This window comes from Massilia consociata (assembly GCF_042432755.1).
GTDB classification, from domain to species: domain Bacteria; phylum Pseudomonadota; class Gammaproteobacteria; order Burkholderiales; family Burkholderiaceae_D; genus Telluria; species Telluria consociata.
In genome coordinates, this window is sequence record NZ_JBHLWP010000003.1 from 145,058 (window position 1) to 170,867 (window position 25,810).

Genomic DNA, 25,810 nt, shown 5'->3' on the forward strand with positions numbered 1-25,810 from the left:
TTGATCGGTATCTACTTTCTTGTCGATCAGCCCTTCAGTTAAATTTCTTCCATGCAATAGATAGAGGCCCACTATTGTAGAACGCATCATCTGGAGCAGATCGGCCATATGGCGGAGCGCCGTCCGGCTCCATCGCCCTCCACCAGGGAGTGTCCGGCCTTCCTCGAGCAGCATCCATCGACTGCCTGTTCAGGCGACCGCCAGGCCTGCCGCCGAGCGCAGCGCCTCGAGCGGCGCAGGCCGGCCCAGCAGGTAACCCTGCATGACGTCGCAGCCGGCCGCGCGCAACCATGCAAGCTGCTCTGCTGTCTCGACACCTTCGGCGACGACCGTCAGGTTGAAACTGTGCGCCAGCGCGATCACGGCGCCGGCCAGGGTCGCGCCGTCTCGGGGAAGGGGGCGAACAAAGCTGCGGTCGAGCTTCAGCTGGTCGATCGGGAAGGACTGCAGATAGGCCAGCGACGAGTAGCCGGTACCGAAATCATCGATCGACATCCTCACCCCGAGGCTGCGTAGTGCATGCATGAAACCGGCCGCCCGGCTGACGTCATCCATGAGGACGGTTTCGGTCAGTTCGAGTTCGAGGCGCGCAGCCGGCAAGCCGGTGCTTCCCAGGATATTGCGTACGACCTCGATGAACTCGTTGTCGCGGAACTGTCGTGCAGAAACGTTTACCGCCACACTCAGCGGCAAGCCGGTATGTTCGCCCAAGGCGATCACGTCGATGCAGGCCTGTTCGAGGACCCAGGTGCCCAGCTCACCGATCAGGCCGCAGCTCTCGGCAATCGGAATGAACTCGTCCGGTCCGATGAACCCATGCTCCGGGTGGCGCCACCGTACCAGTGCTTCGACGCCGACCAACTGCTTGGATGCGCAATCGAACTGCGGCTGGTAGAACACTTCCAGGGAGCGCGTGGCGAGGGCGCGGCGCAGGTCGCGCTCGAGTTGGGCGCGACGCTGCGCCGCCATGATCATTTCACGGCGGAACCTGCCGAGGCGGTTCCGCCCAGCATCCTTCGCTTCGTACAGTGCCGTGTCGGCATTGCTGACCAGTTCTGGAGCGCTGGCCGCATCGTCGGGAAATACCGCGGCGCCGATGCTGGCGGTGGCGAGGAATTCGGTGCCATTCAACTGCAGGGGACGCTGCAGCGCCTCGATGATGCGGTGGGCAAGATGGTCGAGTTCTTCCGTAGTGCGCATGGCGCCGGCAATGACGATGAATTCGTCGCCGCCGATGCGCGCCACCAGGTCGGTCTCCCTTACCTGCGCACGCAGCAGGCGGGCGACTTCGCGCAGCAACTGGTCTCCCGCGTCGTGCCCGGCCGTATCGTTGACCACCTTGAAGTTGTCCAGGTCGATCAGGAGCACGCCGACCTTTTCGCCCTGGGTGCCGGCGCGCTCGAGCATTGCGTCGAGCGTTTCATTGCTTGCCCGCCGGTTCGGCAGGTCGGTGACCGGGTCTGTATAGGCGAGGTAGGCCAGTTCGCGTTCCGCCCGTGCCATCCGTGAGCGGATCTTGCGGGAGACCAATCCGCTCGTCAGCAGGGCCCCAAGGAAGGCAAGCCCGAGCAGCGCGCCATAGCCCAGCAGGCCGTCGCGGATGCCGGTCGTGTCGGCAACAAGGCGGACCTGGCCCAGCGTACGGCCCTGGTAGACCACGGCGCGAGTCACGATGACGGGCGCAAACCAGGAATCCGCATGCGTCGATTGCTTGCCGCCATCGCGGAGGTATTCAGCGAAGATCGTCCCGTTCCGGTCGAGCGCGGTTGCCATCGTGAGAAACGGGGCCGGGTGGAAGGAGCGCAGCATCTCCGTGGCCGCATCCCTGTCCTGGAACATGAGCGGTGCGGCGATATTGTCGGCAATGATCGAGGCGTGCACCGCCATGTCGCCGACCAGGGTACGGCGCAGCGTGATGAACTGGTATGCCAGCAGGATGCTGCCGGCGACAGCCAGCGCCACCACCACCGCAGCGAGCTGGCCCGTGCCGAGCAAGCTCGCCAGCCGCGATTTCGGTTGTCGGGGGCGGTTGTTCATATGACGTTTCGTGCAAGGCGCAGCAGTTTCGAACTGAAGCGCAGGCCGTTGCGCGTCGCCTCTTCGGTATCGACGTCGAACCGGATAAGCTCGTCGCCATCGACCAGGGTGATGGCGGCCGCACCACGGCCTGCGCCGTCGCGCACGACCAGCGTGCCCGGCAGGGCGGGCGGACGCTCGGCCGAGCGCGTCAGTACCAGCACATCGCAGTCTCCTTCCTTCAAACGGCCGGACACATCGACCGTACTCCATGCCCGGCCGTTGACCGGCTTGCCGTTGAAGGACTGCAGGCTGGTCCACAGGGTACTGTTCGGACTGGCACAGACGATGAAGGATGCCTTTGGGCGCGCGGTCTCCGGCCAGACCGTGAACTGCGCGAAGTTGTAGATGTAGGCGGCCTTCAGCTCGACGTCCCTGACCTGGGCAGCCGCCAGCGCGCAGGCAAGCGCGCCGATTGCTGCAAAGCCTATGGATCGGATAAATGGCCGGGGCATCATTGGTCAGAACTGGTAGCCAAGCTTTGCAAACAGTGTGCGGCCCTGGCGCGCCAGGTCTTCCTGGATGAATGCCGGCCCGGCCGGATCAGCGTAGTGTTTGTTTCCTGCATTAAACAGGCTGAGCGACAGGTCCGCCCCGGACAGCACCTTGCCGGCTGTGAGGGTCAGGTTGGCGACACAATAACCGCCAGTACGGGTATGTTCGGTGAGCCGTGAGGACAGGCACTGGAGTTCGACGCCCAGGTGCGTACGGGCTGCCAACGGCGCTACGAGGTTCAGCTTTGCAAGATGGCGTGGCGAATTGACCAGTGCCGCACCGTCGCCGTCCCTCGAACGCTGCCAGGCATAGCTGGCGCGAATCCGCGCGCCGCCGTCGAGCAGACGCTCGAATGCGGTTTCGAATCCGCTTGCGTTTGCCCGTGCCACGTTGCGGAAGATGAGGACGCCGGTTGTCTCGTCGGTCTCCTGCGTGATCAGGTCTTTCATGGCGTACTGGAAGAGCGACAGCGTGGCGTGCCCTGCCGTGCCAAGCGCATGTTCGAACACCAACTCGTGCGTCCGGATACGTTCCGGCGCCAGCGCAAGATTGCCGGACTGGTAGCTGCCGTCTCCCGGTCCGTAATACATCTCGTAGGCATTCGGCACGCGGAAGGCCGTACCGTAGATGAGCTTGGCCGTATCGGCTGGACTCAGTTTGTAGAGCAGGGCCGCGCGCGGGTTGGTGCTGCGCGGGCCGGCCTCGTACCGGTCATGGCGCAGGCCGAGGTTGAGCAGCATCGTGCCGGACAGCCGGATTTCGTCCTCGAAGAACACGCCGCTGCGTTGCCCCGTCCGACGGTCGTCGAGCAGGATGCGGTAGGGTGCCAGGTCGTAGTTGAACTGGTCGCGCCGCGCGTCATGTTGGAGATCCATGCCAAACAGAATCTTGTGCCGGCGCAGCCCGGTGTAGGTGGCATGCAGGCTTGCACCATACCAGCGCGCGTGGTCGCCGTCGATGTTGGTGACGCGCGGAACAGTCTCGCCCGGATAATCACCGACCCCAAGATAGTCTGCCTTGCCCCAGAGCGCCTCGGCCGACAGGCTCAACGTGGGTGTGAAGTCGCGGGCATAACCCAGGTTGACCACGCTTTGCGCGTCAGTGGTGCGGTTCGGGGTATTGAAGATTGCTCCGAACGAGCCGGTGGGAACGCCCTTGGTCCGGTGCACGTGGCTAGCCGACAGCACCAGGCCGCCATAGCTGGCCTTGATGAGGAAGTTGCGCGCCCGGTCATAGTCGAGGCGCTCGGCCACGCCATGGTTCTGTTCCGGCGTGTCGTATTCCGGAAAATACAGGTTCGCGCCATCGCGCCCGTAGACGCTGGCGGACATGACCAGGTCCGCGCCATTCTGTCCATGCCAGCCCCAGCTTGCACGCAGCTTGCGTTCGCCGTGGCTGCCGGACGCCACGGCGGTTCGCGCACCGTGCATGTCGCTGCCGTCCTTGGTGATGACGTTGATGACGCCGAACAGCGCATTCGAGCCGTACACGGCGGATCCTGGACCGGGCACGAACTCGATCCGCTGCACCATATCCATGTCAACCAGGCCTTCGCTGCCGAGCGGGGCCTGGTCGTAGACGGCGTCATTGACGCGCGCGCCATCGACCAGGAGCAGGAAGCGGCTGTTGTAGTCGCCCGGCCGCAGGAAGCCTCTGGCGCCGAGGTAGCTGTAGTTCCTGTCGCTGGTGACATACACTCCAGGCAGGGACGCGAGGGCATCGCCCAAGCTACGCCAACCGAATTCCTTGATGTCGGCTGCGGTCAGGATGACCACTGCCGAGGGCGCTTCGCTGATGAGCTGCTCGAATTTCGATGCAGCAGTAACCGTGCGCATCGTGACCAACTGTTCGAAAGGCAGTGCATCGAGGGCAGTAGCCTGCGACTCAGGTACGCCAGCGGCATGGGCTGGACCCATGGCGCCGCCCGAAGCAACGGTAAGCGCAATCGCAGCCGCGCACAGCGGACGCAAGGGGTAGGTGAACATAGGGAGCAAACTTTAGCGGAGAAATAGTTCATATATGCAACAAATGTTGCATATAGGAAGTTATCATAGCAGTATGACTTGTCTTCGCTACTATCTGTGCATTACTTAAGTGCGCAAATACAACAAATTATCACTGGACTGACATAAGAAATGACTTAATTTGATTAATCATGGCAACATTTGTTTCCTAGGTGCATTGAAAAATGATGAATTTGAGTGTAGAGTACGGTTGTCAACGCTAGCTTGATCACTGCGTTCGTTGCGGGATGTCGTGCATCCGACAATGTTCTGTTCGCGATCCAGAAACACTATTTCTCTCATAAGGTACAAATGGAAGCCCCGACCGCTGTAAAGCGCTACAACCTTTCTCCGCCAGGCGAGCAGGATGTGCTTGCCTCCCTGACCCGTCTTGTCGGCCCCGATGAATCGAGCCGGCTATGGACGAGCGCCTGCCGCCAGGCCGGTGCCCGGTCGGGTGCCATCCTGTCGCTGGAACAGTTCGAGAAGGTGCTGCTGCAACTGAAGCAGAGTGCCGGCCTCGCCGCGGTCGCCGCCAGTTCGATCCTGGTGCGACTGAAGTCCTACCGGACGCTCTCCCTGATGAATGCTAAGTAAGAGGTAAACGATCATGAATGATCCACACGCACCAATCCCCGAGCTGGATCCGGTCCTGGACGTGGCCAGGTTGCAGGAAATCGCCGACCTGGACCTGTTTGCTCCCGAAGTGAGCGGCATCCTGTCCGAGCTGGCCAAGGAAGCCAGCCAGAAGCTCGACTTGCCGCTGGGAATGGTCAACATCGTGCTCGACGAAGCCCAGTACATTGCCGCGCACCATGGTGTTGGCGGCTGGATCGCCGAAGCCCAAGGCACCCCGGTCGAGTGGGCGTTCTGCCGCTTCGCCGTCCGCGACCGCACCGATTTCGTGGTCGAGGACGCCCATGTCCACGAACGGGTGAAGGACAATCCGCTCGTCACCGAAGATGGCTTGCGTTGCTATGCAGGTATTCCGCTGATCACCTCCCGCGGCCACGCCCTGGGATCGTTCTGCGTCGCTGGCACCGAAGCGCGCAGCTTCAGCGAAGAAGAGATGCAGGTCCTGCGCACGCTTGCAGCCGAGGCCGTCCGCCGCATCGAAGCCCGGCGCAACGCCGGAGCCTGACGCGGCGCCAGTACCGGATCGCCATGGAGTTCCCCCGGGAGATGCCCGGCACGGCGTCGCCCGAGACTGCCAAGTCCGCCGCACGACGGCGCGCCGCCGATACGGAACAGCGCGATGCGCCCCGCCGGATATGCCGCGTCAGCGCCATGGTGCAGGCGCTGGGGCAGGCCCCGCAGGCAGGGCGGACGGTGGACCTGGGACCCGCAGGTGTGGCTGTGCTGATACCAAGGGCGCTGAAGGCGGGAAGCGCCTGCCGCGTCAGTTTCAAACTCTATCTCCACGGCGCCCTCCAGCACATCAGCGCCGATGCCGAGGTGTCGAACAGCGTCTTCCTGAGCACGAGTGTCCGTGTCGGATTGCGGTTCACCTCACTGGACGAGCAGACCAGGGGCAAGCTGAGCGCCTTCGTCCGCTGAGTTTTGCCGCAACGCCGTACCGTGCCGCGCTCCTGACCCTGCTTTGACGCGGGCACCGCTGAAATACGCGCTTGATATCGTCGCCGGGAAGACTAAAGTGATTGATCCGAGCGGATTCACCGCATTACTTTCAGGAGGTCAATCATGTTGCAACCTGCCGAAATTCAACAGCGTTTCAGCCAGATCCAGCAGACGATCAACCAGGCCGAAGAGGTAACCCGGAACGACGAGGGGGCGCCGGAAGAGATCCGGGATTGCATACAGAAGATTGCACATGAGATGCCGGAAGCGCAGCGCGTGATGCAGTCGAACGACCAGTCCGATATCATCCAATGCATCGACCGGCTGGAAGAAATGGGCGACGAGGCCAAGCGCATGTGCCGCGATTCGCAACCGTCACCCCAGGTCACCTCGGTGGTGACGCGGGTGCATGACGTGCTGTCGGACCTCAAGCACCAGCTGCACTGAGGTTCGCGGGGAGGACGGCAGCGCCGTCCTCCTCACACGACACTACACGACACCCTTGTCGCGCAGTGCGGCAATCTCCTCCACGCCCAGGCCAAGCACATCGTGCAGCACTTCGTCGGTGTGCTGGCCCAGCAGCGGTGGCGCCTTGTCGCTGGTCGCAGGCGTGGCGGACATCCGGATCGGGTTGCGTACCAGCCTGACCTTGCCCGCCGTCGGGTGCGGCAGTTCGATGGCGACCTCGCGCGCGCGCACCTGCTCGTTGGCGAACACTTCGCCGATGTCGTTGATCGGCCCGCAGGGCACGCCAACCGACTCCAGTAGCGCAATCCATTCGTCGCGGCGTTTTTGCTTCACCATCTCGGCCAGCATCGGCACCAGCACGTCGCGGTTCTGCACGCGCAGCGGGTTGGTCGTGAAGCGCGGGTCGCTCCCCAGTTCCGGGCGGCCGCCCGCTTCCACGAATTTCTGGTACTGGCCGTCGTTGCCGGTGGCGACGATGAGGTGGCCGTCCGCGCAGGCGAAGGTCTGGTAAGGCACGATGTTGGCGTGCGCGTTGCCCCAGCGCTTGGGCGGCTGCCCGCTACTGAGGTAATTGCTGCCCACGTTGGCCAGCATCGCCACCTGCGTGTCGAGCAGGGCCATGTCGATGTGCTGGCCCTGGCCGGTGCGGTCGCGGTGCATGAGCGCGGCCAGCACGGCCACGGTGGCGTACATGCCGGTCATCAGGTCGGTGAGCGCTACGCCGACCTTCTGCGGCCCGCCGCCCGGCACGTCGTCGCGCTCGCCGGTGACCGACATCAGGCCGCCCATGCCCTGGATCAGGAAGTCGTAGCCGGCGCGGTGCGCGTAGGGGCCGTCCTGGCCGAAGCCGGTGACCGAGCAGTACACGAGCTCCGGCTTGATGCCTTTCAGCGTCTCGTAATCCAGGCCGTAGCGCTTCAGGTGGCCGACCTTGAAATTTTCCAGCACCACGTCGCAATGCTTCACCAGCTCATGCAGCAGCTTCTGGCCTTCGCTGCTGGCGATGTCCACCGTCACCGAGCGCTTGCCGCGGTTGGCCGACAGGTAGTAGGCCGCTTCGCTGGTGTCGCGGCCTTCCTCGTCCCTGGCGTAGGGCGGGCCCCAGGCGCGCGTGTCGTCGCCGTTGCCGGGCCGCTCGATCTTGATGACGTCGGCGCCGAGGTCGGCCAGGTTCTGCGAGCACCAGGGGCCGGCAAGCACGCGCGACAGGTCGAGCACGCGGATGTGGCCGAGCGCCTTGGAGGAGGAAGGGGACGAGGAAACGGTATCGGTCATCGTGAGCCTGCGCAAGCTGTCGGGATGGCCGGATTATAGCCGCGAGGGCGGCGTGTGACGGAAATCAGGCCGCTTGCCTGCGCGGGCAGCGCCACGGTCATGCAGGCGGGGTAATTCCTTGCCGGTGCTTGCGACGGGACCGGCAAACCGATATCTTGGCGGTTTCCATCCTGCCGGAGAGGCCGATGCATCGAATCCTCACCCTGATGTGCGCCTTGCTCCTGTCGCTGCCCCTCGCCGCGCACGCCGCGTGCGAAGACCCGGACAAGGGAATCGACGAACAGGGCTTCGTTCCCATCAACGGCATCGAGCAGTGGGTGACCATCAAGGGCCAACGCTGCGCCAATCCCGTCGTCCTGATGGTGCACGGCGGGCCCGGCAACCCGCTCACACCCTACGCGCACAAGCTCTACGGTCCGTGGGAGAAGGAGTTCACGCTGGTGCACTGGGACCAGCGCGGCGCCGGCATGACCTACGGCCGCAATCCGCCCGCTGAAGACGAGCCCCTGACGATGGAACAGCTGACGGCGGACGGGCTCGCCGTCGCCGAACACGTCACGCGCCGTCTCGGCAAGCGCAAGCTGCTGTTGTGGGGCAGTTCCTGGGGCTCGATGCTCGGCATCCAGATGGCGCATGCACGCCCCGGCCTGTTCGACGCCTACATCGGCGTGGTGCAGATCATCGACGACAAGACCAACGCGACGGTGTTCTATACCAGGCTGCTGCAGGCGGCGCGCGCCGCCAACGACACGGATTCGGTAAGCAAGCTCGAAGCGCTGGGCACGCCGCCCTGGACCGATCCGCGCGCCTTCGGCATCGCCCGCCGCATCGACCGCAAGTTCGAGGCAAAGGTGACCGATCCGGCGCCGTCCTCATGGTGGCAGCCGGCGCCACAATACACGACGCCGAAGTACAAGGCGGACTACACGGCCGGCGAGGATTATTCGTACATCCAGTTCGTCGGTCTGAAGGGCGACGGCATGCTCTCGCGCTACGACCTGTACCGGATGGGCACCCGCTTCGCGTTGCCGGTGTACTTCGTGATGGGGCAGGAGGACATGCTCTCCGATGCCGGCGTGGCACGGCGTTATTTCGACAGGATCGAGGCTCCCCACAAGCGTTTCGTCGTGGTGCCGCGCGCCGGCCACGATCCGAACGAGCCGATGCAGGCTGCGCTGCTCCAGGTGCTGCGCGACGCGGCAGCCGCCGCGCGCTGATTGCTTGTCCGCGCCGGATGGCCGGGCAGGAGCTGCCGTTCAGGGCGGGCGGTCGGGTTCCAGCAGCCGGGCGGCGAACACCTTGCGTTCCTGGTCGACGATGCCGTCCACGGTGCGCTCGTCCAGGCCCATCGCCTCCAGCACGAAGGCCGACAGCTGCAGGCTCGCTTCCAGCGTTTCCGGCACCACCACGGTAGCGCCGGCCCTGCGCAGGTCGCGCGCGTGCTTCTCGTCGCGCGAGCGCACGTACAGGCGCGCATGCGGGAATTCGCGCCGGATGCCGCGCACGGCCTGCAGCGCCGAGGCCGGATGGTCCATGGTCAGCACGATGGCCGGCGCCTCGTCGGCATGGACGCGGCGCAGCAGTTCGGGCCGGGCGGCGTTGCCGAAATAGACCGGCTTGCCTTCGGCATGCAGCTGTGAGACCAGCTTGGCATCGCACTCGAAAGCGACAAACGGAATCTGCTGCTCGCCCAGCAGCTTGGCCAGCTGCTGGCCGACACGGCCGAAGCCGGCGATGATGACGCGCCCGCGCGCGCTGGCCAGCGCATGTACCGATTCATGGTCGTCGAGGGCGGCGGCGCGTTCGCGCGCGGCCCTGTCGTAGCGGTCGCCGACCGTTCGGCCCAGGCGCGCCAGCAGCGGCGTGATGAACAGGGTCAGCCCGACCACCAGCATGACGCGCGCGCCCAGCGCCGGGTCGAGCACCTGCGAGGTGACCGCGTAGCCGATCGCGACAAAGGCGAACTCGCCACCCTGGCCGAGCAGCAGGCCGCCCTCGACCGCACGCCCCCAGGGCAGGCCGCCGATCCGCAACAGCAGCGCCACTACCAGCGCCTTGATCAGGACGAGGCCGCCCACCAGGGCCGCCAGCAGCAGGGGCGCGTCCAGGACCTGGCGGGTGTCGATGCTCATCCCGACGGTCATGAAGAACAGGCCCATGAGCAGGCCCTTGAAGGGCTCGACCATCAGTTCGACTTCGTGCTTGAACTCGGTCTCGGCCAGCAGCAGGCCCGCGATCATCGCGCCCAGCGCCATCGACAGGCCGGCAGCCGCGGACAGGGATATCGCCGGCCAGCAGGCCGAGCCCGAAGGGGCCGACCAGCATGCCGGCAGCCAGGAAGCCGATTACCTGGTTGATGCGCAGGCGCTGCAGGGTGGGAATCAGGATGCCGGCGAGCACCAGGAAGAGGAGGATTTCCCGCAGGAAGGGGAAGGCATGTTGCTCTTGCACGGTTGTTGCGCCCGCAAAAAGGTGAATAGCGCGGCAATTGTAGCGTGCGTGCAGCGGAGCAGGGGAGCGAGCTGGTAGCAGCTCGACGAAATTGGGTCCCCGCCTTCGCGGGGACGACGGTTTCTCGGCCGCGTGTCGATAACCAGGTCATCATTACGTAGCCCCGAGACCGTCATTCCCGCGGAGGCGGGAATCCAGGGTTTGCACGCGTATCGCTAAGGCCTCAGCAACTCCCGGCCTGCACCGCCTCCGGTGGCGTCTCTTCCTGCTGCCGGTGCCCGCTGGCCACCGGCTGGCGGCTTTCGGCGGTGTGCTGCAGCTCTTCGATTTCCGGATCGTCGACGTTGCGCAGCTCGAAGTAGCGGTCGAGCGCCTGATCCAGGCGCGGCAGCAGGATGCCGCGCTCGCTGGTGAGGGCGCAGTACGCCGGACGCGCCGCCGGGAAGGCGATCGGGCGCGCTTCCAGGCGGCTGGCATCGATGCCGGCGCGCTCGGCCGCCTTCAAGGCCAGTTCGGCCCAGCTCAGGGCGCCGCCGTTCGACAGGTGCCAGATGCCGGCCTCGCGGTCGATCGCCAGGTCCAGGCAGGCATGCACCAGGTCCGGCACGTAGGTCGGCGTGATCGTCAGGTCGTTCGAGGCCACGAAGGACTCGCCGCGTTCGAGGGCGTCCAGCGCCAGCGTCACGAAGTTGTACTGGTCCCAGGGGCCGAAGAAGGCGCTGGTGCGCACCACCAGGGCGGCCGGGTTCTCGTCCAGCACCGCCACCTCGGCCTCGGCCTTGCTGCGGCCATAGACGTTCAGTGGCGCGACCGGGTCCGATTCCACGTACGGGCGGCTTTGCTTGCCGTCGAAGACCAGGTCGCTGGAGAAGGTCGTCAGGTGGATGCCGTGGCGGGCGCAGGCCGCGGCCAGGATGGCCGGGCCGGCGGTGTTTTCACGGAAGCAGCGCTCGATGTCGTTCTCGGCCTCGTCCACGCGCACGTAGCCGCAGGTGTTGATGACGGCCCACGGCTGGTGCTCGGCCAGCGCCCGTTCGACGGATGCCGCATCGGCGATGTCCATCTCCTTGCGCGACAGCAGGCGGTAGTTCAGGTTGCGCTTGCGGCAGACGCGGGCGAAGGCACGGCCCAGGGTGCCGGTGGCGCCCAGGATCAGGATCGGTGCCGCGCCCGTGCCCACCAGGCGGTGGCCGTCGGCGGAGATCGAGGTCAGCGCCGCGGGGGTGGCCACCGGCGGGTGGCACAGGAAGCGGCCCGGGCGGCGCCACCAGCCCTGGCCGCGCAGCACCGGGTGGGACAGGGTCTTGCCGGCGGATAACTCCTGCATCATCCGCGCCAGCGCGGTCGGACGCGGCAGCGGCGAACGCACGTCCAGCGGGCCCGGTTCGTAATACCCCTTGTTCTGGGTGACCAGGCAGTTCCAATCGAAGGAACCGAGCAGCGACCAGACGGTGACGGCGCGCACGTCCACGCCGTTCTGCTGCGATTGCTGGGCCGCTTCCCAGATTTCGAGCAGCCAGCGCAGCTGGTCTTCGCGGTTGGCGTCGATGTGGGCTTCGGTGATGGCCAGCGGGATGCCGTAGCGGTCCCAGACCTCGGCCAGCAAGGGAGCGATGCCAGGTGTCGGCGTGGCCAGCACGCGCGAGGCTTCGATGTCGGCGCAGGGGATGCCGTCGGCCACGCCGCGGTGGTGTTCCGGGAAGCGCTCGGGACGGTGGTCGAGCCAGCGCTCCGAGGTCACGTAATAGTTGACGCCGATGATGTCCGGCGGGCAGGGATTGTCGCGGAACCAGAGGAATTCGGAGGCGTCGATACCGGTCTTGACGAGGTACTTCCACAGCTTGTGCTTCTCGTCGACCATGCCGCACAGCAGGTCCCAGGCCAGCCAGCGGCGCTCGTTGTAGAACTCGGCGACATGCGCCAGTTCGGGCGTGGCGTAGTTCTTGCCGAGGTCGTCGGTCTGGACCAGCTTGGCGTTGGGGTTGACGGCGCGGATCGCGCGCATCGACAGCACCACCGCGCGGCACTGCACCAGCAGGGCCTGGATGAAGGTGCGGTCGTCGCGGCCGTGCGGGTACCACACGCCGTACAGGCCGGCGAAGCGGGCGGTGGTGCAGGGTTCGTTGACCGGGGTGTAGTACTCGAGCCATGGATAGCGGGCGGCCACGGCGCCGGCGTATTCGGCGAGCTGCTCGGCAAACAGCGGGTCGACCAGGCTGGTGTGGCGCGGGCCGCTGCCGTGGTGGATCAGGCCGGCGATCGGCGTGACGCCGGCGTCGCGCAGGGCCGGCAGGCGCTCGTCCGGCCAGCTCCAGTCGGCCTTGTCCACGCCTTCGGGCGCGGTACGTTCCCATAGCACGGGATAGCGGATGGCGCGAATGCCGAGGGACGCGAAGCGTGCGATGTCGCAGGCGCGTCCGGCATGGCCGTTGCGGTCGAGCTGGCTGAAATACTCGTCCTGCACACGGTTGACCGTGCATTCGAGGCCGCCCCAGAGTTCCAGTGGGCGGGCCGGGCTGTTCGTGCTCTTGTTTGAATCCATGCTTTTCACCAATTTATTAAAATAATTGCAACAAAAAAACAACAGGTGGGCATCCCGGTACAAAAATGTCTGAAAGGGAGCCGCGCCTGCCAGGTCACGGTGCGGGAAGCGGTTGACAGCCGAGCGCCAACCTGCAACCATGCAGGCCATGAATTTTCTGAAAACACATCATCTTTTTCTGACCTGGTGGCGCCGCTGACAGCGCGCGGCCACAGGAATTGATGTGTATTTCAATTAACGCCGCCTCGATCCAGGTGGCGTTTCGTTTTTTGCGCAGGCGGGTCGGGGCTTAGTTTAGAGAATAAACCAAGGAAACTCGATGAGCTCGCAAAACCCTTCCGCAGTCCCCTCCAACTCCGCGCCAATCATCCTGACCGGCGACCGTCCGACCGGGCCGCTGCACCTCGGCCACTTCGTCGGCAGCCTGCGCAACCGTGTCGCCTACCAGGACAGCTACCGCCAGTTCGTCATGCTGGCCGACGCCCAGGCGCTCACCGACAATATGGATGACATCGGTAAGGTACACCGGAACGTGGTCGAAGTGGCGCTCGATTACCTTGCAGTCGGCATCGATCCTGCCCGCACCACCATCCTGATCCAATCGCAGATTCCGGAACTGACGGAATTGACGTTTTATTACCTGAACCTGGTCACCGTCGCGCGCCTGGAGCGCAACCCGACCGTGAAGCAGGAAATCATCCAGCGCGGCTTCGAGCGCGACATCCCGGCCGGCTTCCTGACCTACCCGGCCAGCCAGGCCGCCGACATCACCGCCTTCAAGGCCAGCGTGGTGCCGGTGGGCGAGGACCAGATCCCGATGATCGAGCAGTGCAACGAGATCGTGCGCAAGTTCAACCGCACCTACGGCCAGGACAAGGACATCCTGGTCGAGTGCAAGGCCATCGTGCCGGAAGTGGGCCGCCTGCCGGGCATCGACGGCCGCGCCAAGATGAGCAAGTCGCTGGGCAACACCATCAACCTGGGGGCCTCGCCCGACGAGATCCGCGCCGCGGTCAAGCAGGTCTACACCGACCCGCTGCACCTGAAGGTGTCCGACCCGGGCCACCTGGAGGGCAACGTGGCCTTCATCTACCTCGACGCCTTCGACACCGACAAGGAAGGCCTGGCCGAGATGAAGGCCCACTACACCCGCGGCGGCCTGGGCGACAGCGTGGTCAAGAAGCGTCTGGAAGGCATCCTGCAGGAGCTGCTGGCCCCGATCCGCGCCCGCCGCGAGGAGTTCGCCAAGGACCGCGGCCAGGTGCTGCAGATCCTGAAGGAGGGCACCATGAAGGCGCGCGAAGTGGCGGCGCAAACCACCGATGAGGTGAAGAAGGCGCTGGGTCTTTCCTATTTTTGATTAGTCGCGAATCGTAGGGTGGTCGGCTCTGCCGACCGCGCGTTCAAACCACGCTACCAAAACCAGGTGCCGGTATCGGGAGCTGATACCCACGGTACCGCCGCACTCCTCCCTTGCGTTCCACGGTGGAACGTACATCCCGCCAGTGGCAAGCTGACGCCTTCATCGTCACTGGAGGATTCCCCCATGAGCAAAGGCCTGCGCCTGACCGAGAAATGGATGCAGCGCGCCCTGTGGCTGGTCGCGTTCGCGTTCGCCGCGTTCCTGATCGGCCTGGGCGGCAAGATCGTCGAGAACCTGTGGGACGTCGAGGAACAGCTGACGCTCGAGCAGTTCATGGACCCGGCCCAGGTGGCCGCGGTCCGCGCCGAACAGGCGCGGGCGCAGGACCGCCGCGACGCGGCGCAACTGGCGCTGGAACAGGCGCAGCAAAAACACGAGGTCGCACGGGCCAATACGCGTTCGTCGCGCGAGACCTTCGACAACTGGCTGGCCACGCGCCGCGCCACCGCACGGCCCGACCAGGATCCCGAGCTGATCGAACGCACCCGCGCGCTCGACACGCTGCAAGCCGCGGAGCGCGCCGCGCTCGCTGCCGTCGAGGCCCAGCAGCAGGTGGCGCTCGACGCCAGCCATGCGCTGGAGCGTGCGCAGGCACGCTGGCGGCAGATGGAGGGGCCGGCCTACACGGCCTGGGCCAAGGCGTCGAGGGGCAAGGAATTGCGTGTCTTCGGATACCGCCTGGCGCTGACGCTGCCGCTGCTGGTACTGGCGGGCTGGCTGTTCGCCCACAAGCGCAAGGGACCTTACTGGCCTTTTGCCTGGGGCTTCATCATCTTTGCGCTGGTTGCCTTCTTCTTCGAGCTGGTGCCCTACCTGCCCAGCTACGGCGGCTACGTGCGCTACATCGTCGGCATCGCCATCACCGTGCTGGTGGGGCGCTACGCGATCGGGTCGCTGCAGCGCTACCTGGCCCGCCAGAAGGAAACCGAGGCCCTGCCCGACGCCGAGCGCCGCCAGACGCTGCGCTACGACGCGGCCCTTGCCCGGCTGGGCAAGGGCGTGTGCCCGGGATGCGAGCGGCCCGTGGACCTGAAGGACACCGGCATCGACTACTGCCCGCACTGCGGCATCGGACTGTTCGACCGTTGCGGCGGCTGCGCGAGCCGCAAGAACGCCTTTGCGCGCTTCTGCTTCTCGTGCGGCACCGCGGCAAACACCAGCCTGGCCGATTAAGGGGTCAGTCGCGCAGGTCGGCCGGCACCTTGCCGCCGTTGGCCGCCAGCTTGTTCATGACCTGGCGGTGCAGCCAGATGTTCATCCTGGCCGAGTCGCCGGTGTCGCCGGTGTAGTTCAGCTCGGCGGCCAGTTCCTTGCGCGCCTGCAGGCTGCTGTCCAGGCCGAGCAGCTTGAGCAGGTCGACGATCGAGGTGCGCCAGTTCAGCTGCTGGCCGGACGACTTCTGCATGTCGGTCAGGATTGCCTCGACGTCGACCTGGTCCATCATGGCCGGGGCAGCCTGGGGCTGCGCTTGCGGCTGGGCCTGAGGCTGGGCCTGTGGCTGGGCTTGCGGAGCAGCCTGAGGAGCGGCTTGCGCTTGCGGCTGGGCCTGTGCCTGCGCTTGCGGCTGGGCCTGTGCCTGCGGGCCCTTGTTGGCCGCATGCGATTTTGGGAAGATTTTGCCAAAGATATTGCTTAGGATGCCCATGTCATTTCCTTCGTGGATGGTGGATTGGGAACGCATGCGTTGTGCCACATGGCCGAGCGTCAGCGCCAGCGCGGCGCCGCCGATTGCCTTGACCAGGGTCGGGTGCTCGGCATAGAACGCGCTCATGCGATCGACGATGCCGGGATTCTGCTGCTCGGCCTTCTCGGCGAGCTCGCGTACCTGCTCCGGGGAGACCTGCGACGCCTGTTCCGGCGTGACCTGGCCGCCACCGAACAGCTTGCCGAAGACGCCGCCTGCCACCGACGACAGCGACGCCGGGTTCATGGACCCCAGCATCTGGTTCAGCATGCCCGCGCGGCCGTTCGGATCGCTTTGCCCGAACAGCTGGCTGACCACCTGCGGGAAGGGTGGCGTCTGGTCGGAGCGCAGCGCGCTGGCGACGCCTTCGGCAACCGTCGCGCGCGGGGCGCTCTGGGCTACGCGGTCGAAGTCGTCCGCTGCCTTGTCCTGGTTGCCACCGCCGAGGTATTGCGATAAGAGATTACCCAAATCAAATGCCATCTCGTTCTCCTGCCTTCAAGGGTTGAGGGTCGAGCGTAGGCGTTTTGACATCGTTTGCTCTGTTCGCTACCCAACGGTGGCTGGCCAAAGAAGTCTCTGCTCCGGCTATTGGCGGCGTATGTTCTGCGCCATATGGCCCAGCGCGATGGCAAGGGCGGCACCGCCGATGGCCTTGACCAGGGTCGGGTTCTGGGCGTAGAAATCGCCCATGCGGTCGACGATGCTCGGGTTTTGCTGCTCGGCCCTTTCGGCCAGTTCGCGCACCTCCTCGGGAGAGACCTGCGATGCCTGCTCGGGCGTCACCTGTGCAGGGGCACGGCCGCCGCCGAAAATACTGCCCAGGCCGCCAAGACCGCCGGAGCGCCCGCTGGCGAGCTGTGCCAGCACCGCCGGGCCGAGGGTGGCCAGCAGCTGGTTCAGCATGCCGGCACGCTGGTTCGGGTTGCTCTGGCCGAACATCTGGCTCACCATCTGCGGGAAGGGCGGGGTCTGGTCGGAGCGCAGCGCCCCGGTCACGCCGCGGGCCAGCACGTCGGGTGGGGCGTTTTGCGCCACGCGGTCGAAGTCGTCGTTGGCCTGCTGGTGGCGGCCACCGGCTGCGCCGGCCAGGTATTGGTTCAAGAGATTGCCAAGATCGAATGCCATGTCGTACTCCCTTGCTTTCAGATGCAGGAAGATCGAGCGTAGGCGCTTTGAGATGGCACGCTCTGTTCGGTATTCAACGGACGCGGTCCAAAAGCAGTATTTGCTTTCCATGTAGACATCCACGCGCTGGCCGGGGTAAGCTTTCCGAATGTCCTATCTGCCGCTCCTGCTGTTCGCCGCCGCGTATGGGTTCGCCACCGTGGCCTGGGATCTTCCCCTGCTGGCCGGGCTTGCCTACCTGGCCGTCAGCCTCGGCTGTTTCCTGGCCTATGCGATCGACAAGTCGGCAGCGCGGGCGGGGAACTGGCGCACGCCGGAGACGACGCTGCTGCTGCTCGGCCTGGTCGGGGGTTGGCCCGGCGGCCTGCTGGCGCAGCAGTGGCTGCGGCACAAGACGTCGAAGACGTCGTTCCAGTGGAAGTTTCATGTGACGGTCGTGCTGAACCTGGGGCTGTTCCTGTACCTGTCCCACCAGTTCGGCACAGCGGCAATGACCTGATTCCTGCACGAAGGAGTGGAGCATGTGGCCTTATCCCCGGATCCTGGCGCACCGCGGCGGCGGCACGCTCGCTCCCGAGAACACCTTTGCCGGCCTGCGGCGCGGCATGGACTTCGGTTTCCGCGCCGTGGAGTTCGATGTCATGCTGGCGCGCGACGGCGTGCCGGTCGTGATGCACGACCCCTACCTCGGCCGCACCGTCAGCGGCGCCGGCCATGTCTTCGACTACGACGCGCTCGAACTGGCGCAGATGGACGCCGGCAGCTGGTGCGGCGCCGACTACCGTGGCGAGCCGGTTCCGCTGTTCGTCGAATACGCGCAGTTCTGCAAGGCGCACGGCATCTGGATGAACATCGAGATCAAGCCGGCGCGCGGCTTCGATCGTGAAACCGGCGAGACCGTGGCGCGCATCACGCGCGCCATGTTCGCCGACGAGATCACGGCAGGGCAGGGGGAGCGGGCGCCGCTGCTGTCCTCGTTCAGCCTGGCCGCGCTGCAGGCGGCAAAGGACGCCGCCCCGGACCTGCCGCGCGCCATCCTGATGAGCGAACTGCCGCCCGGCTGGGAACCGCTGGCGCGTTCGGTCGACGCGGTGGCCATCCACGCCAACCACAGCCACCTGACCCCGGCGCTGGCGCTGGCCGTGCGCGACGCCGGCTTCGGCCTGTTCTGCTACACCGTGAACGAGCCGGCCAGGGCGCGCGAACTGCTCGCATGGGGTGTTGACGCCTTCTGCACGGACCGCATCGACCTGATCGGCCCCGAAATGGCCTGACCTCGGCCCGGCTTCGGCCGGGGCCTGGCCCGACCTTGACGGCGCCACACCTGCCTTTTCGTAAATATCCAGCCGACTAATAATCCCGCAGGCAGCTACGCTATAATCGTTTTTTTATAGCGCAAGCTCCCCATTTCCGCTCCCCAAGACATGAAATCCTCCGAAATCCGCGAAAAGTTCCTCAAGTTCTTCGAGTCCAAAGGCCACACCATCGTCCGTTCCAGCCCGCTGGTGCCGGGCAACGACCCGACCATGCTGCTGACGAACAGCGGAATGGTGCAGTTCAAGGACGTGTTCCTGGGCCTGGATACGCGCCCGTACTCGCGCGCCACCACCGTGCAGCGCTGCGTGCGCGCCGGGGGCAAGCACAACGACCTGGAAAACGTCGGCTATACCGCGCGCCACCATACCTTCTTCGAGATGCTGGGTAATTTCAGCTTCGGCGATTACTTCAAGCGCGACGCGATCCAGTATTGCTGGGAGCTGCTGACCAAGGTGTACATGCTGCCGGCCGAGAAGCTGACCGTGACCGTCTATTTCGAGGACGACGAGGCCTACGACATCTGGGCCAACGAGATCGGGGTGCCGAAAGAGCGCATCATCCGCATCGGCGACAACAAGGGCGCGCGCTACGCCTCCGACAACTTCTGGCAGATGGCCGACACCGGCCCGTGCGGCCCCTGCACCGAAGTGTTCTACGACCATGGCGCCGATATCTGGGGCGGTCCTCCGGGCTCGCCGGAAGAAGACGGCGACCGCTTCATCGAGATCTGGAACCTGGTGTTCATGCAGTTCAACCGCGATGAGCAGGGCGTCCTGACCCCGCTGCCGAAGCCGTCGATCGACACCGGCATGGGCATGGAGCGCCTGGCCGCCGTGCTGCAGCACGTGCACAGCAACTACGAGATCGACCTGTTCCAGGCATTGATCAAGGCTGCCGCGCGCGAAACCGGCGCGCTTGATCTGGCCAACAATTCGCTGAAGGTCATCGCCGACCATATCCGCGCCGCCTCCTTCCTGATCGTCGACGGCATCATCCCGAGCAGCGAAGGCCATGGCTACGTCCTGCGCCGCATCATCCGCCGCGCGCTGCGCCACGGCCACAAGCTGGGCCAGACGAAACCGTTCTTCCACAAGCTGGTGCTTGATCTCGACATCGAGATGGGCGAAGCCTACCCGGAACTGCGCGAGGCGAAAGCGCGCGTCGCCCAGGTCCTGAAGGCCGAGGAAGAGCGCTTCGGCGAAACGCTCGAAAACGGCATGAAGATCCTGGAAGCCCAACTGGCCAAGGATGCGAAGAACCTGGACGGCGCCACCGCCTTCACCCTGTACGACACCTACGGCTTCCCGCTCGACCTGACCGCCGACATCTGCCGCGAGCGCGGCGTGACCCTGGACGAGGAGGGCTTTGCGGCCGCCATGGAGCAACAGAAGAGGACCGCGCGCGCCGCCGGCAAGTTCAAGATGGCCGCCAAGGTCGAGTATGCGGGCGAGAAGACCAAGTTCGTCGGCTATGAATCGCTGGCCCACAACACCCACGTGCTGGCCCTGTATTCGGAAGGCGTGTCGGTCCAGGAACTGAAGGCCGGCCAGGAAGGCATCGTGGTGCTCGACACCACCCCGTTCTACGCCGAATCGGGCGGCCAGGTGGGCGACCAGGGTGTGATCGGTAATGGCGTCAACGTGTTCGAAGTCGAGGACACCCTGAAGATCCAGGCCGACGTCTTCGGCCACCACGGCCTGCTGCGCGAAGGCAGCCTGAAGGTCGGCGACACGGTGGATGCGCAGGTCGACACCGTCAAGCGCGCGCGCACCATCCGCAACCACTCGGCGACCCACCTGATGCACAAGGCCCTGCGCGAAGTGCTGGGCAGCCACGTGCAGCAGAAAGGCTCGCTGGTCGATCCGGACAAGACCCGCTTCGACTTCAGCCACGGCGCGCCGCTCACGCTTGACGAAATCGCGAAAGTCGAAATGATCGTCAACCGCGAGATCCTGGAGAACCACCCGACCCAGGCGCAGCACATGAGCTTTGACGACGCCGTCAAGCACGGCGCCATGGCGCTGTTCGGCGAGAAGTACGGCGACACCGTGCGCGTGCTGGACATCGGCTCGTCGAAGGAACTGTGCGGCGGCGTGCACGTCACCCGTACCGGCGACATCGGCCTGTTCAAGATCGTCTCGGAAGGCGGCGTCGCCGCCGGCATCCGTCGCGTGGAAGCGGTGACGGGCGAGGGCGCGCTGGCGCTGGTGCAGTCGATCAACCGCAAGCTGCAGGAAGCCGCAGGCGCCCTGAAAACCAGCCCGGACGAACTGCCGTCGCGCATCGCCCAGGTGCAGGACCAGGTGAAAATGCTGGAGAAGGAAGTGGCCGCGCTCAAGTCGAAGCTGGCCGCAGGGCAGGGCGACGAGCTGGTGACCAAGGCAGTGGACGTGAACGGCATCAAGGTGCTGGCGGCGACCATGGAAGGCGCCGACGTCACCGCGCTGCGCGAGACCATGGACAAGCTGAAGGACAAGCTTGGGACCGCCGCCATCGTGCTGGCCAGCGTGCTTGAGGGCAAGGTCAGCCTGATCGCGGGCGTGACCAAGGACGCCACCGGCAAAGTGAAGGCCGGCGAGCTGGTGAACTTCGTCGCCCAGCAGGTGGGCGGCAAGGGCGGCGGCCGGCCGGACATGGCGCAGGCGGGCGGCACCGATCCGTCGAGCCTGCCGCAGGCGCTGGCCGGCGTCGCCGGCTGGGTGGGCGAGCGCGCGTAAGCGGGTTCCGATCCTCTGCTGGAAAAGCGCCGCCTTCGGGCGGCGTTTGCGTTTGCGCACCGTCTAACCCGCAGGATTCATGCATATTGCGTGAGTTGCACTATTTGCAACGAGGAAGGGCCTTGCCAGGAGCGTCGGCACCCCTCTGCTCCTGCCGCCGTGCTTGCTTGCAATCCACGCTCTCACACCGCATTTACGTGGCAGCGCACCACGCGGGTGCCGTCCGGCGGCCGTTTTGTTGCAAAAGAGTGCACAAGCATGGTTAATTTGACATTCGGTTGCAGGCCTGCAACAATGTGTGACTATTTTGGTGCGCTGCGTCATACTGCCGGAATTGGAGTAGTATTCGAGTTCCCAGCACCACCCATTAAGTAGGGCAAGCGATGAGCGACATGACTATCGACATTGACACCATGGACTTCCAGAGAGACCTGGATGCGCGCGGGCTGAATTGTCCGCTGCCTATCCTCAAAGCCAAGAAGGCACTCGCCGAGATGGAGAGCGGACAGGTGCTGCGCATCGTGGCGACCGACACCGGTTCGGTGCGCGACTTCCAGGCGTTTGCCAAGCAGACCGGCAACGCCCTGTTGGCCCACACTGCCGAGAACGGCGAATTCACCTTCCTGATGCGCCGCAAGTAAGGCGCGATCCTGGGCGCGTCCACGAGCGCACGCCCAGGACCCACGCAAACGGGGCAGGCCTGCGCCGGCCCCGCACCCGATTCCCCGAAACCGTCATCATTGTGTTTTAGTCGGAATCCTCTAACTAAAAATCGCACGATCGTGCTTTAATTCTGAACTGAAGCCGAATTTCTCTTATAATCTAGGCCATTTTCGTCTGTCACCCATTCCATTTTCTAAAGGCACCCTATGAAAGTCCTGGTACCCGTCAAACGCGTGGTCGACTACAACGTCAAGGTCCGCGTCAAATCCGACGGCAGCGGCGTGGATATCGCCAACGTCAAAATGTCGATGAACCCGTTCGACGAGATCGCGCTGGAAGAAGCCACGCGCCTGAAGGAAGCCGGCAAGGTCACCGAGGTGGTGGCCGTGTCGGTGGGCGTGCCGCAGTGCCAGGAAACCCTGCGTACCGGCATGGCGATCGGCGCCGACCGCGGCATCCTGGTCGAGACCGCGGTCGAGACCGAGCCGCTGGCCGTGGCGAAGATCATGAAGGCGCTGGCCGAGAAGGAACAGCCGCAGCTGATCATCCTGGGCAAGCAGGCGATCGACGACGATTCGAACCAGACCGGCCAGATGCTGGCAGCCCTGCTGGGCTGGCCGCAGGCGACCTTCGCTTCGAAGGTCGTGCTGGAAGACGGCAAGGTCACCGTGACCCGCGAAGTCGACGGCGGCCTGGAAACCGTGCAGCTCACGCTGCCGGCCATCGTCACCACCGACCTGCGCCTGAACGAGCCGCGCTACGTGACGCTGCCGAACATCATGAAGGCCAAGAAGAAGCCGCTGGAAACCGTCAAGCCGGAAGACCTGGGCGTCGACGTCACCCCGCGCCTGAAGACCCTGAAGGTCACCGAGCCGGCCAAGCGCTCGGCCGGCGTGAAGGTGCCGGACGTGGCGACCCTGGTGCAGAAGCTGCGCACCGAAGCCAAAGTCATCTAATCGCGGCCTGCCGCATACCGCTTATTTCCATCGTTAGGAAAAGAACATGGTCGCACTCGTTATCGCTGAACACGACAACGGCTCCCTCAAGGGCGCCACCAACCACACCGTGACCGCTGCCGCCCAGTGCGGCGGCGAGGTTCACATCCTGGTCGCCGGTTCGAACTGCGGCGCCGCCGCCGAAGCCGCCGCGCAGATCGCCGGCGTCACCAAGGTGCTGGTCGCCGACGCGCCGCACTTCGCCGACGGCCTGGCCGAGAACGTCGCCGAGCAGGCGCTGGCCGTCGCCGGCAACTACTCGCACATCCTGGCCCCGGCAACCGCCTTCGGCAAGAACATCCTGCCGCGCGTGGCCGCCAAGCTGGACGTGGCCCAGATCTCGGAAATCACCAAGGTCGAGTCGCCGGACACCTTCGAGCGCCCGATCTACGCCGGTAACGCCATCGCCACCGTCCAGTCGGGCGACCCGGTGAAGGTCATCACCGTGCGCGGCACCGCCTTCGACGCGGCCGCTACCGGCGGTTCGGCCGCCATCGAGCAGGTCGCCGCCGTGGGCGACTCGGGCAGGTCGGCTTTCGTCGGCCGCGAACTGGCCAAGTCGGACCGTCCGGAACTGACCGCCGCCAAGATCATCGTGTCGGGCGGCCGCGGCATCGGCTCGGCCGAGAACTTCAAGCTGCTCGAGCCGCTGGCCGACAAGCTGGGCGCCGCCATGGGCGCGTCGCGCGCGGCAGTGGACGCGGGCTTCGTGCCGAACGACTGGCAGGTGGGCCAGACCGGCAAGATCGTCGCCCCGACCCTGTACATCGCCGTTGGCATCTCGGGCGCGATCCAGCACCTGGCCGGCATGAAGGACTCGAAGACCATCGTCGCCATCAACAAGGATCCGGAAGCGCCGATCTTCTCGGTGGCCGACTACGGCCTGGTGGGCGACCTGTTCGAGGTCGTTCCGCAGCTGGTCAAGGAACTGGGCTGATCCCGTTCGGTGGGTGCACCTTTATGTGGCTCCCACCGCTGAAGCATGATCCGTCGTTCCCGCGAAGGCGGGAACCCAATGTTCGAAGCGTACCTCCTAGCGTTTGACGTGATCGGTAGCGCAAGCAAACTTGGGTTCCTGCCTGCGCGGGAACGACGTTTTACTTTATAACGGAGGTTGCCTGTGGCGTTCGGCGCCCGCAACCTGCTACAGACATACCCGTCACATCAGGAGACAAAGGTGAGCTACCAAGCCCCGCTGAAAGACATGGAGTTCGTCCTGAACGAACTGGCCAACCTGCATGAAATCAACCAGCTGCCCGGCTGCGAGGACGCCACGAGCGACACCGTCAGCGCCGTGTTGGAGGAGAGCGCGAAGTTCTGCGGTGAAGTGATCGCCCCGCTGAACCACCTCGGCGACAAGGAGCCGAGCCATTGGCGCGACGGCAGCGTCACGACCTCGAAAGGCTTCCGCGACGCCTTCCGCGCCTTCGCCGAAGGCGGCTGGCAAGGCATCCAGCATCCGAGCGAATTCGGCGGCCAGGGCCTGCCGAAGCTGGTCGCCACGCCGTGCATGGAGATGCTGCACGCGGCCAACCTGTCGTTCGCGCTGGCGCCGCTGCTGACCGACGGCGCCATCGAGGCGCTGCTCACCGCCGGGTCAAGCGAGCAGAAGAAGCTGTTCCTGGAGCCGCTCATCAGCGGCAAGTGGACCGGCACCATGAACCTGACCGAGCCACAGGCCGGTTCCGACCTGGCCGCCGTGCGCACCCGCGCCGAGCCGCAGGGCGACGGCACCTACAAGATCTTCGGCACCAAGATCTTCATCACCTACGGCGAGCACGACATGGCGGAGAACATCATCCACCTCGTGCTGGCGCGTACCCCGGACGCCCCGGCGGGCGTGAAGGGTATCTCGCTGTTCATCGTGCCGAAGTTCCTGGTCAATGCAGACGGTTCGCTGGGCGAGCGCAACGACGCGCACTGCGTCTCGATCGAACACAAGCTGGGCATCAAGGCCTCGCCGACCGCCGTGCTGCAGTTCGGCGACCACGGCGGCGCCATCGGCACCCTGGTGGGCGAAGAGAACCGCGGCCTGGAATACATGTTCATCATGATGAACGCGGCCCGCTTCGGCGTCGGCATGCAGGGCGTCGGCCTGGCCGAGCGCGCCTACCAGCAGGCAGTCGCGTTCGCCAAGGACCGCATCCAGTCGCGCGAAGTGGCCGGCTCCCCGGGCCCGGTGGCGATCATCAACCACCCGGACGTGCGCCGCATGCTGATGTCGATGCGCTCGCAGACCGAGGCGGCGCGCGCGCTGGCCTACGTCGGCGCAGGCCTGTCGGACATCGCCCACAGCCACGCGATTGAGGCGACCCGCAAGGCGAATCTCTCGGTGTACGAATACCTGGTCCCGATCATCAAGGGCTGGTCGACCGAGATGAGCGAGAACGTGGCGCGCGACGGTGTGCAGGTGCACGGCGGCATGGGCTTCATCGAGGAGACCGGCGCGGCCCAGCACTACCGCGACGCCAAGATCCTGACCATCTACGAAGGCACCACCGCGATCCAGGCCAACGACCTGGTGGGCCGCAAGACCGTGCGTGACGGCGGCGCCGTGGCCAAGTCGCTCATCGAGCAGGTGCGTGCGACCGAAGCCCAATTGGCCGAAGTACAGGGCGAGGAATTCGCCGCCATTCGCCGCCAGCTGGCGCTGGGTTCCACCGCGCTGGAGGAGGTGGTGGACTTCGTCGTGGCCAACGCCAAATCGGACGTACGCGCCGTGTTCGCGGGCAGCGTGCTGTACCTGAAGCTGGCCGGCATCGTACTGGGCGGCTGGCAGATGGCGCGCGCGGCACTCGTCGCCCAGAAGAAGCTGGCCTCTGGCGAGGGCGATGCGTCCTTCCTGCGCGCGAAGATCGCGACCGCGCGCTTCTTCGCCGACCACGTGCTGTCGTCGGCGCCGGGCCTGCGCACCGCCATCGTCGAAGGCGCGCCGGGCGTGCTGGCGCTGGAGGTGGATCAGTTCTGACGTCGCCCCGACTGTCTTCCTGAAGCG

Annotated in this window: 23 protein-coding genes; 15 read left to right on the top strand and 8 right to left on the bottom strand. The window is 65.4% G+C overall.

From position 1 onward, the window contains the following. Positions 1-189: 189 nt before the first annotated feature. Genes ACFFJK_RS02240 through ACFFJK_RS02250 form a run of 3 tightly spaced genes read right to left on the bottom strand, consistent with a single transcriptional unit; the run spans position 190 to position 4,556 of the window. A complete protein-coding gene (locus tag ACFFJK_RS02240; RefSeq protein ID WP_379677459.1) occupies positions 190-2,037 on the bottom strand; it encodes a putative bifunctional diguanylate cyclase/phosphodiesterase in 1,848 nt (615 codons plus the stop codon). Beyond that, the gene (locus ACFFJK_RS02245) at positions 2,034-2,531 is read right to left on the bottom strand and encodes a YfiR family protein (protein ID WP_379677460.1); all 498 of its coding nucleotides are present in this window, start codon (positions 2,529-2,531) and stop codon (positions 2,034-2,036) included. Before ACFFJK_RS02245 ends, ACFFJK_RS02240 begins: the two co-directional genes overlap by 4 nt. Before the next feature lie 6 nt (positions 2,532-2,537). Continuing rightward, positions 2,538-4,556: a TonB-dependent receptor plug domain-containing protein gene (locus ACFFJK_RS02250; protein WP_379677461.1), complete on the bottom strand. Its 2,019-nt coding sequence runs from the start codon at positions 4,554-4,556 to the stop codon at positions 2,538-2,540. 330 nt (positions 4,557-4,886) lie between these two features. Between ACFFJK_RS02250 and ACFFJK_RS02255 the strand changes: the two genes are divergently transcribed. From ACFFJK_RS02255 to ACFFJK_RS02270, 4 genes are all read left to right on the top strand, one after another. Next, positions 4,887-5,171, top strand: a complete 285-nt coding sequence (locus ACFFJK_RS02255; RefSeq protein ID WP_379677462.1) for a hypothetical protein — start codon at positions 4,887-4,889, stop codon at positions 5,169-5,171. A gap of 13 nt (positions 5,172-5,184) precedes the next feature. Next, positions 5,185-5,715, top strand: a complete 531-nt coding sequence (locus ACFFJK_RS02260; protein ID WP_379677463.1) for a GAF domain-containing protein — start codon at positions 5,185-5,187, stop codon at positions 5,713-5,715. Positions 5,716-5,738: 23 nt separating this feature from the next. Continuing rightward, positions 5,739-6,131: a PilZ domain-containing protein gene (locus ACFFJK_RS02265; RefSeq protein ID WP_379677464.1), complete on the top strand. Its 393-nt coding sequence runs from the start codon at positions 5,739-5,741 to the stop codon at positions 6,129-6,131. A 144-nt stretch (positions 6,132-6,275) separates the two neighbouring features. After that, entirely contained in the window at positions 6,276-6,599 is a 324-nt protein-coding gene (locus ACFFJK_RS02270; protein ID WP_379677465.1) for a hypothetical protein, read from the top strand. Positions 6,600-6,641: 42 nt separating this feature from the next. Here the strand turns inward: ACFFJK_RS02270 and ACFFJK_RS02275 are convergent, their stop codons facing one another. After that, a complete protein-coding gene (locus tag ACFFJK_RS02275; RefSeq protein ID WP_379677466.1) occupies positions 6,642-7,895 on the bottom strand; it encodes a CaiB/BaiF CoA transferase family protein in 1,254 nt (417 codons plus the stop codon). Between the two features lie 185 nt (positions 7,896-8,080). Here ACFFJK_RS02275 and ACFFJK_RS02280 point away from each other — a divergent pair, with 185 nt between their 5' ends. Further along, positions 8,081-9,112, top strand: coding sequence for an alpha/beta fold hydrolase (locus ACFFJK_RS02280; protein ID WP_379677467.1), 1,032 nt, complete (start codon positions 8,081-8,083; stop codon positions 9,110-9,112). A 39-nt stretch (positions 9,113-9,151) separates the two neighbouring features. On the opposite strand, the gene ACFFJK_RS02285 is transcribed toward ACFFJK_RS02280, so the two are convergent. Next, a complete protein-coding gene (locus ACFFJK_RS02285) occupies positions 9,152-10,135 on the bottom strand; it encodes an NAD-binding protein (RefSeq protein WP_379677468.1) in 984 nt (327 codons plus the stop codon). On the opposite strand from ACFFJK_RS02285, the gene ACFFJK_RS02290 reads away from it, so the two are divergent. Further along, positions 10,098-10,424: a hypothetical protein gene (locus tag ACFFJK_RS02290; RefSeq protein ID WP_379677469.1), complete on the top strand. Its 327-nt coding sequence runs from the start codon at positions 10,098-10,100 to the stop codon at positions 10,422-10,424. The genes ACFFJK_RS02285 and ACFFJK_RS02290 overlap by 38 nt on opposite strands. A 145-nt stretch (positions 10,425-10,569) precedes the next feature. Here the strand turns inward: ACFFJK_RS02290 and ACFFJK_RS02295 are convergent, their stop codons facing one another. After that, complete coding sequence (locus tag ACFFJK_RS02295; protein ID WP_379677470.1) at positions 10,570-12,888, bottom strand: SDR family oxidoreductase; 2,319 nt, start codon at positions 12,886-12,888, stop codon at positions 10,570-10,572. A 319-nt stretch (positions 12,889-13,207) separates the two neighbouring features. Between ACFFJK_RS02295 and trpS the strand changes: the two genes are divergently transcribed. Continuing rightward, positions 13,208-14,248 (top strand): tryptophan--tRNA ligase, encoded by a 1,041-nt coding sequence (gene trpS, locus ACFFJK_RS02300; RefSeq protein ID WP_379677471.1) that lies wholly within the window; start codon positions 13,208-13,210, stop codon positions 14,246-14,248. Positions 14,249-14,434: 186 nt separating this feature from the next. Beyond that, positions 14,435-15,484, top strand: coding sequence for a serine endopeptidase (locus ACFFJK_RS02305; protein WP_379677472.1), 1,050 nt, complete (start codon positions 14,435-14,437; stop codon positions 15,482-15,484). A 4-nt stretch (positions 15,485-15,488) separates the two neighbouring features. Here the strand turns inward: ACFFJK_RS02305 and ACFFJK_RS02310 are convergent, their stop codons facing one another. Both ACFFJK_RS02310 and ACFFJK_RS02315 read right to left on the bottom strand, forming a co-directional pair. Further along, positions 15,489-15,956, bottom strand: a complete 468-nt coding sequence (locus ACFFJK_RS02310; protein ID WP_379677653.1) for a DUF3597 domain-containing protein — start codon at positions 15,954-15,956, stop codon at positions 15,489-15,491. 627 nt (positions 15,957-16,583) lie between these two features. Next, positions 16,584-17,123, bottom strand: coding sequence for a hypothetical protein (locus tag ACFFJK_RS02315; protein ID WP_379677473.1), 540 nt, complete (start codon positions 17,121-17,123; stop codon positions 16,584-16,586). A gap of 148 nt (positions 17,124-17,271) precedes the next feature. Here ACFFJK_RS02315 and ACFFJK_RS02320 point away from each other — a divergent pair, with 148 nt between their 5' ends. From ACFFJK_RS02320 to ACFFJK_RS02350, 7 genes are all read left to right on the top strand, one after another. After that, positions 17,272-17,622 carry a DUF1294 domain-containing protein gene (locus ACFFJK_RS02320; protein WP_379677474.1) on the top strand — a complete coding sequence of 117 codons (351 nt, stop codon included), beginning with the start codon at positions 17,272-17,274 and terminating at the stop codon, positions 17,620-17,622. A gap of 22 nt (positions 17,623-17,644) precedes the next feature. Continuing rightward, positions 17,645-18,397: a glycerophosphodiester phosphodiesterase gene (ugpQ, locus tag ACFFJK_RS02325; RefSeq protein ID WP_379677475.1), complete on the top strand. Its 753-nt coding sequence runs from the start codon at positions 17,645-17,647 to the stop codon at positions 18,395-18,397. Between the two features lie 150 nt (positions 18,398-18,547). Next, the gene (gene alaS / locus ACFFJK_RS02330) at positions 18,548-21,157 is read left to right on the top strand and encodes an alanine--tRNA ligase (RefSeq protein WP_379677476.1); all 2,610 of its coding nucleotides are present in this window, start codon (positions 18,548-18,550) and stop codon (positions 21,155-21,157) included. A gap of 413 nt (positions 21,158-21,570) precedes the next feature. Further along, on the top strand, positions 21,571-21,798 hold the full coding sequence (locus ACFFJK_RS02335) for a sulfurtransferase TusA family protein (protein ID WP_379677654.1): 228 nt from the start codon (positions 21,571-21,573) through the stop codon (positions 21,796-21,798). A gap of 228 nt (positions 21,799-22,026) precedes the next feature. Next, entirely contained in the window at positions 22,027-22,776 is a 750-nt protein-coding gene (locus ACFFJK_RS02340; RefSeq protein ID WP_379677477.1) for an electron transfer flavoprotein subunit beta/FixA family protein, read from the top strand. Between the two features lie 46 nt (positions 22,777-22,822). Next, positions 22,823-23,752, top strand: coding sequence for an electron transfer flavoprotein subunit alpha/FixB family protein (locus ACFFJK_RS02345; protein WP_379677478.1), 930 nt, complete (start codon positions 22,823-22,825; stop codon positions 23,750-23,752). Positions 23,753-23,992: 240 nt separating this feature from the next. Continuing rightward, complete coding sequence (locus ACFFJK_RS02350; RefSeq protein WP_379677479.1) at positions 23,993-25,783, top strand: acyl-CoA dehydrogenase; 1,791 nt, start codon at positions 23,993-23,995, stop codon at positions 25,781-25,783. Positions 25,784-25,810: the final 27 nt, after the last annotated feature.

Coding starts and splice junctions, on each gene's coding strand:
- ugpQ (WP_379677475.1), top strand. CDS start 17,645: ATGTGGCCTTATCCCCGGATCCTGGCGCACCGCGGCGGCGGCACGCTC.
- ACFFJK_RS02345 (WP_379677478.1), top strand. CDS start 22,823: ATGGTCGCACTCGTTATCGCTGAACACGACAACGGCTCCCTCAAGGGC.
- ACFFJK_RS02265 (WP_379677464.1), top strand. CDS start 5,739: ATGGAGTTCCCCCGGGAGATGCCCGGCACGGCGTCGCCCGAGACTGCC.
- alaS (WP_379677476.1), top strand. CDS start 18,548: ATGAAATCCTCCGAAATCCGCGAAAAGTTCCTCAAGTTCTTCGAGTCC.
- ACFFJK_RS02260 (WP_379677463.1), top strand. CDS start 5,185: ATGAATGATCCACACGCACCAATCCCCGAGCTGGATCCGGTCCTGGAC.
- ACFFJK_RS02295 (WP_379677470.1), bottom strand. CDS start 12,888: ATGGATTCAAACAAGAGCACGAACAGCCCGGCCCGCCCACTGGAACTC.
- ACFFJK_RS02240 (WP_379677459.1), bottom strand. CDS start 2,037: ATGAACAACCGCCCCCGACAACCGAAATCGCGGCTGGCGAGCTTGCTC.
- ACFFJK_RS02280 (WP_379677467.1), top strand. CDS start 8,081: ATGCATCGAATCCTCACCCTGATGTGCGCCTTGCTCCTGTCGCTGCCC.
- ACFFJK_RS02335 (WP_379677654.1), top strand. CDS start 21,571: ATGGACTTCCAGAGAGACCTGGATGCGCGCGGGCTGAATTGTCCGCTG.
- ACFFJK_RS02310 (WP_379677653.1), bottom strand. CDS start 15,956: ATGGGCATCCTAAGCAATATCTTTGGCAAAATCTTCCCAAAATCGCAT.
- ACFFJK_RS02275 (WP_379677466.1), bottom strand. CDS start 7,895: ATGACCGATACCGTTTCCTCGTCCCCTTCCTCCTCCAAGGCGCTCGGC.
- ACFFJK_RS02315 (WP_379677473.1), bottom strand. CDS start 17,123: ATGGCATTCGATCTTGGCAATCTCTTGAACCAATACCTGGCCGGCGCA.
- ACFFJK_RS02250 (WP_379677461.1), bottom strand. CDS start 4,556: ATGTTCACCTACCCCTTGCGTCCGCTGTGCGCGGCTGCGATTGCGCTT.
- ACFFJK_RS02270 (WP_379677465.1), top strand. CDS start 6,276: ATGTTGCAACCTGCCGAAATTCAACAGCGTTTCAGCCAGATCCAGCAG.
- ACFFJK_RS02255 (WP_379677462.1), top strand. CDS start 4,887: ATGGAAGCCCCGACCGCTGTAAAGCGCTACAACCTTTCTCCGCCAGGC.
- ACFFJK_RS02305 (WP_379677472.1), top strand. CDS start 14,435: ATGAGCAAAGGCCTGCGCCTGACCGAGAAATGGATGCAGCGCGCCCTG.
- ACFFJK_RS02245 (WP_379677460.1), bottom strand. CDS start 2,531: ATGCCCCGGCCATTTATCCGATCCATAGGCTTTGCAGCAATCGGCGCG.
- trpS (WP_379677471.1), top strand. CDS start 13,208: ATGAGCTCGCAAAACCCTTCCGCAGTCCCCTCCAACTCCGCGCCAATC.
- ACFFJK_RS02285 (WP_379677468.1), bottom strand. CDS start 10,135: ATGATCGCGGGCCTGCTGCTGGCCGAGACCGAGTTCAAGCACGAAGTC.
- ACFFJK_RS02320 (WP_379677474.1), top strand. CDS start 17,272: ATGTCCTATCTGCCGCTCCTGCTGTTCGCCGCCGCGTATGGGTTCGCC.
- ACFFJK_RS02340 (WP_379677477.1), top strand. CDS start 22,027: ATGAAAGTCCTGGTACCCGTCAAACGCGTGGTCGACTACAACGTCAAG.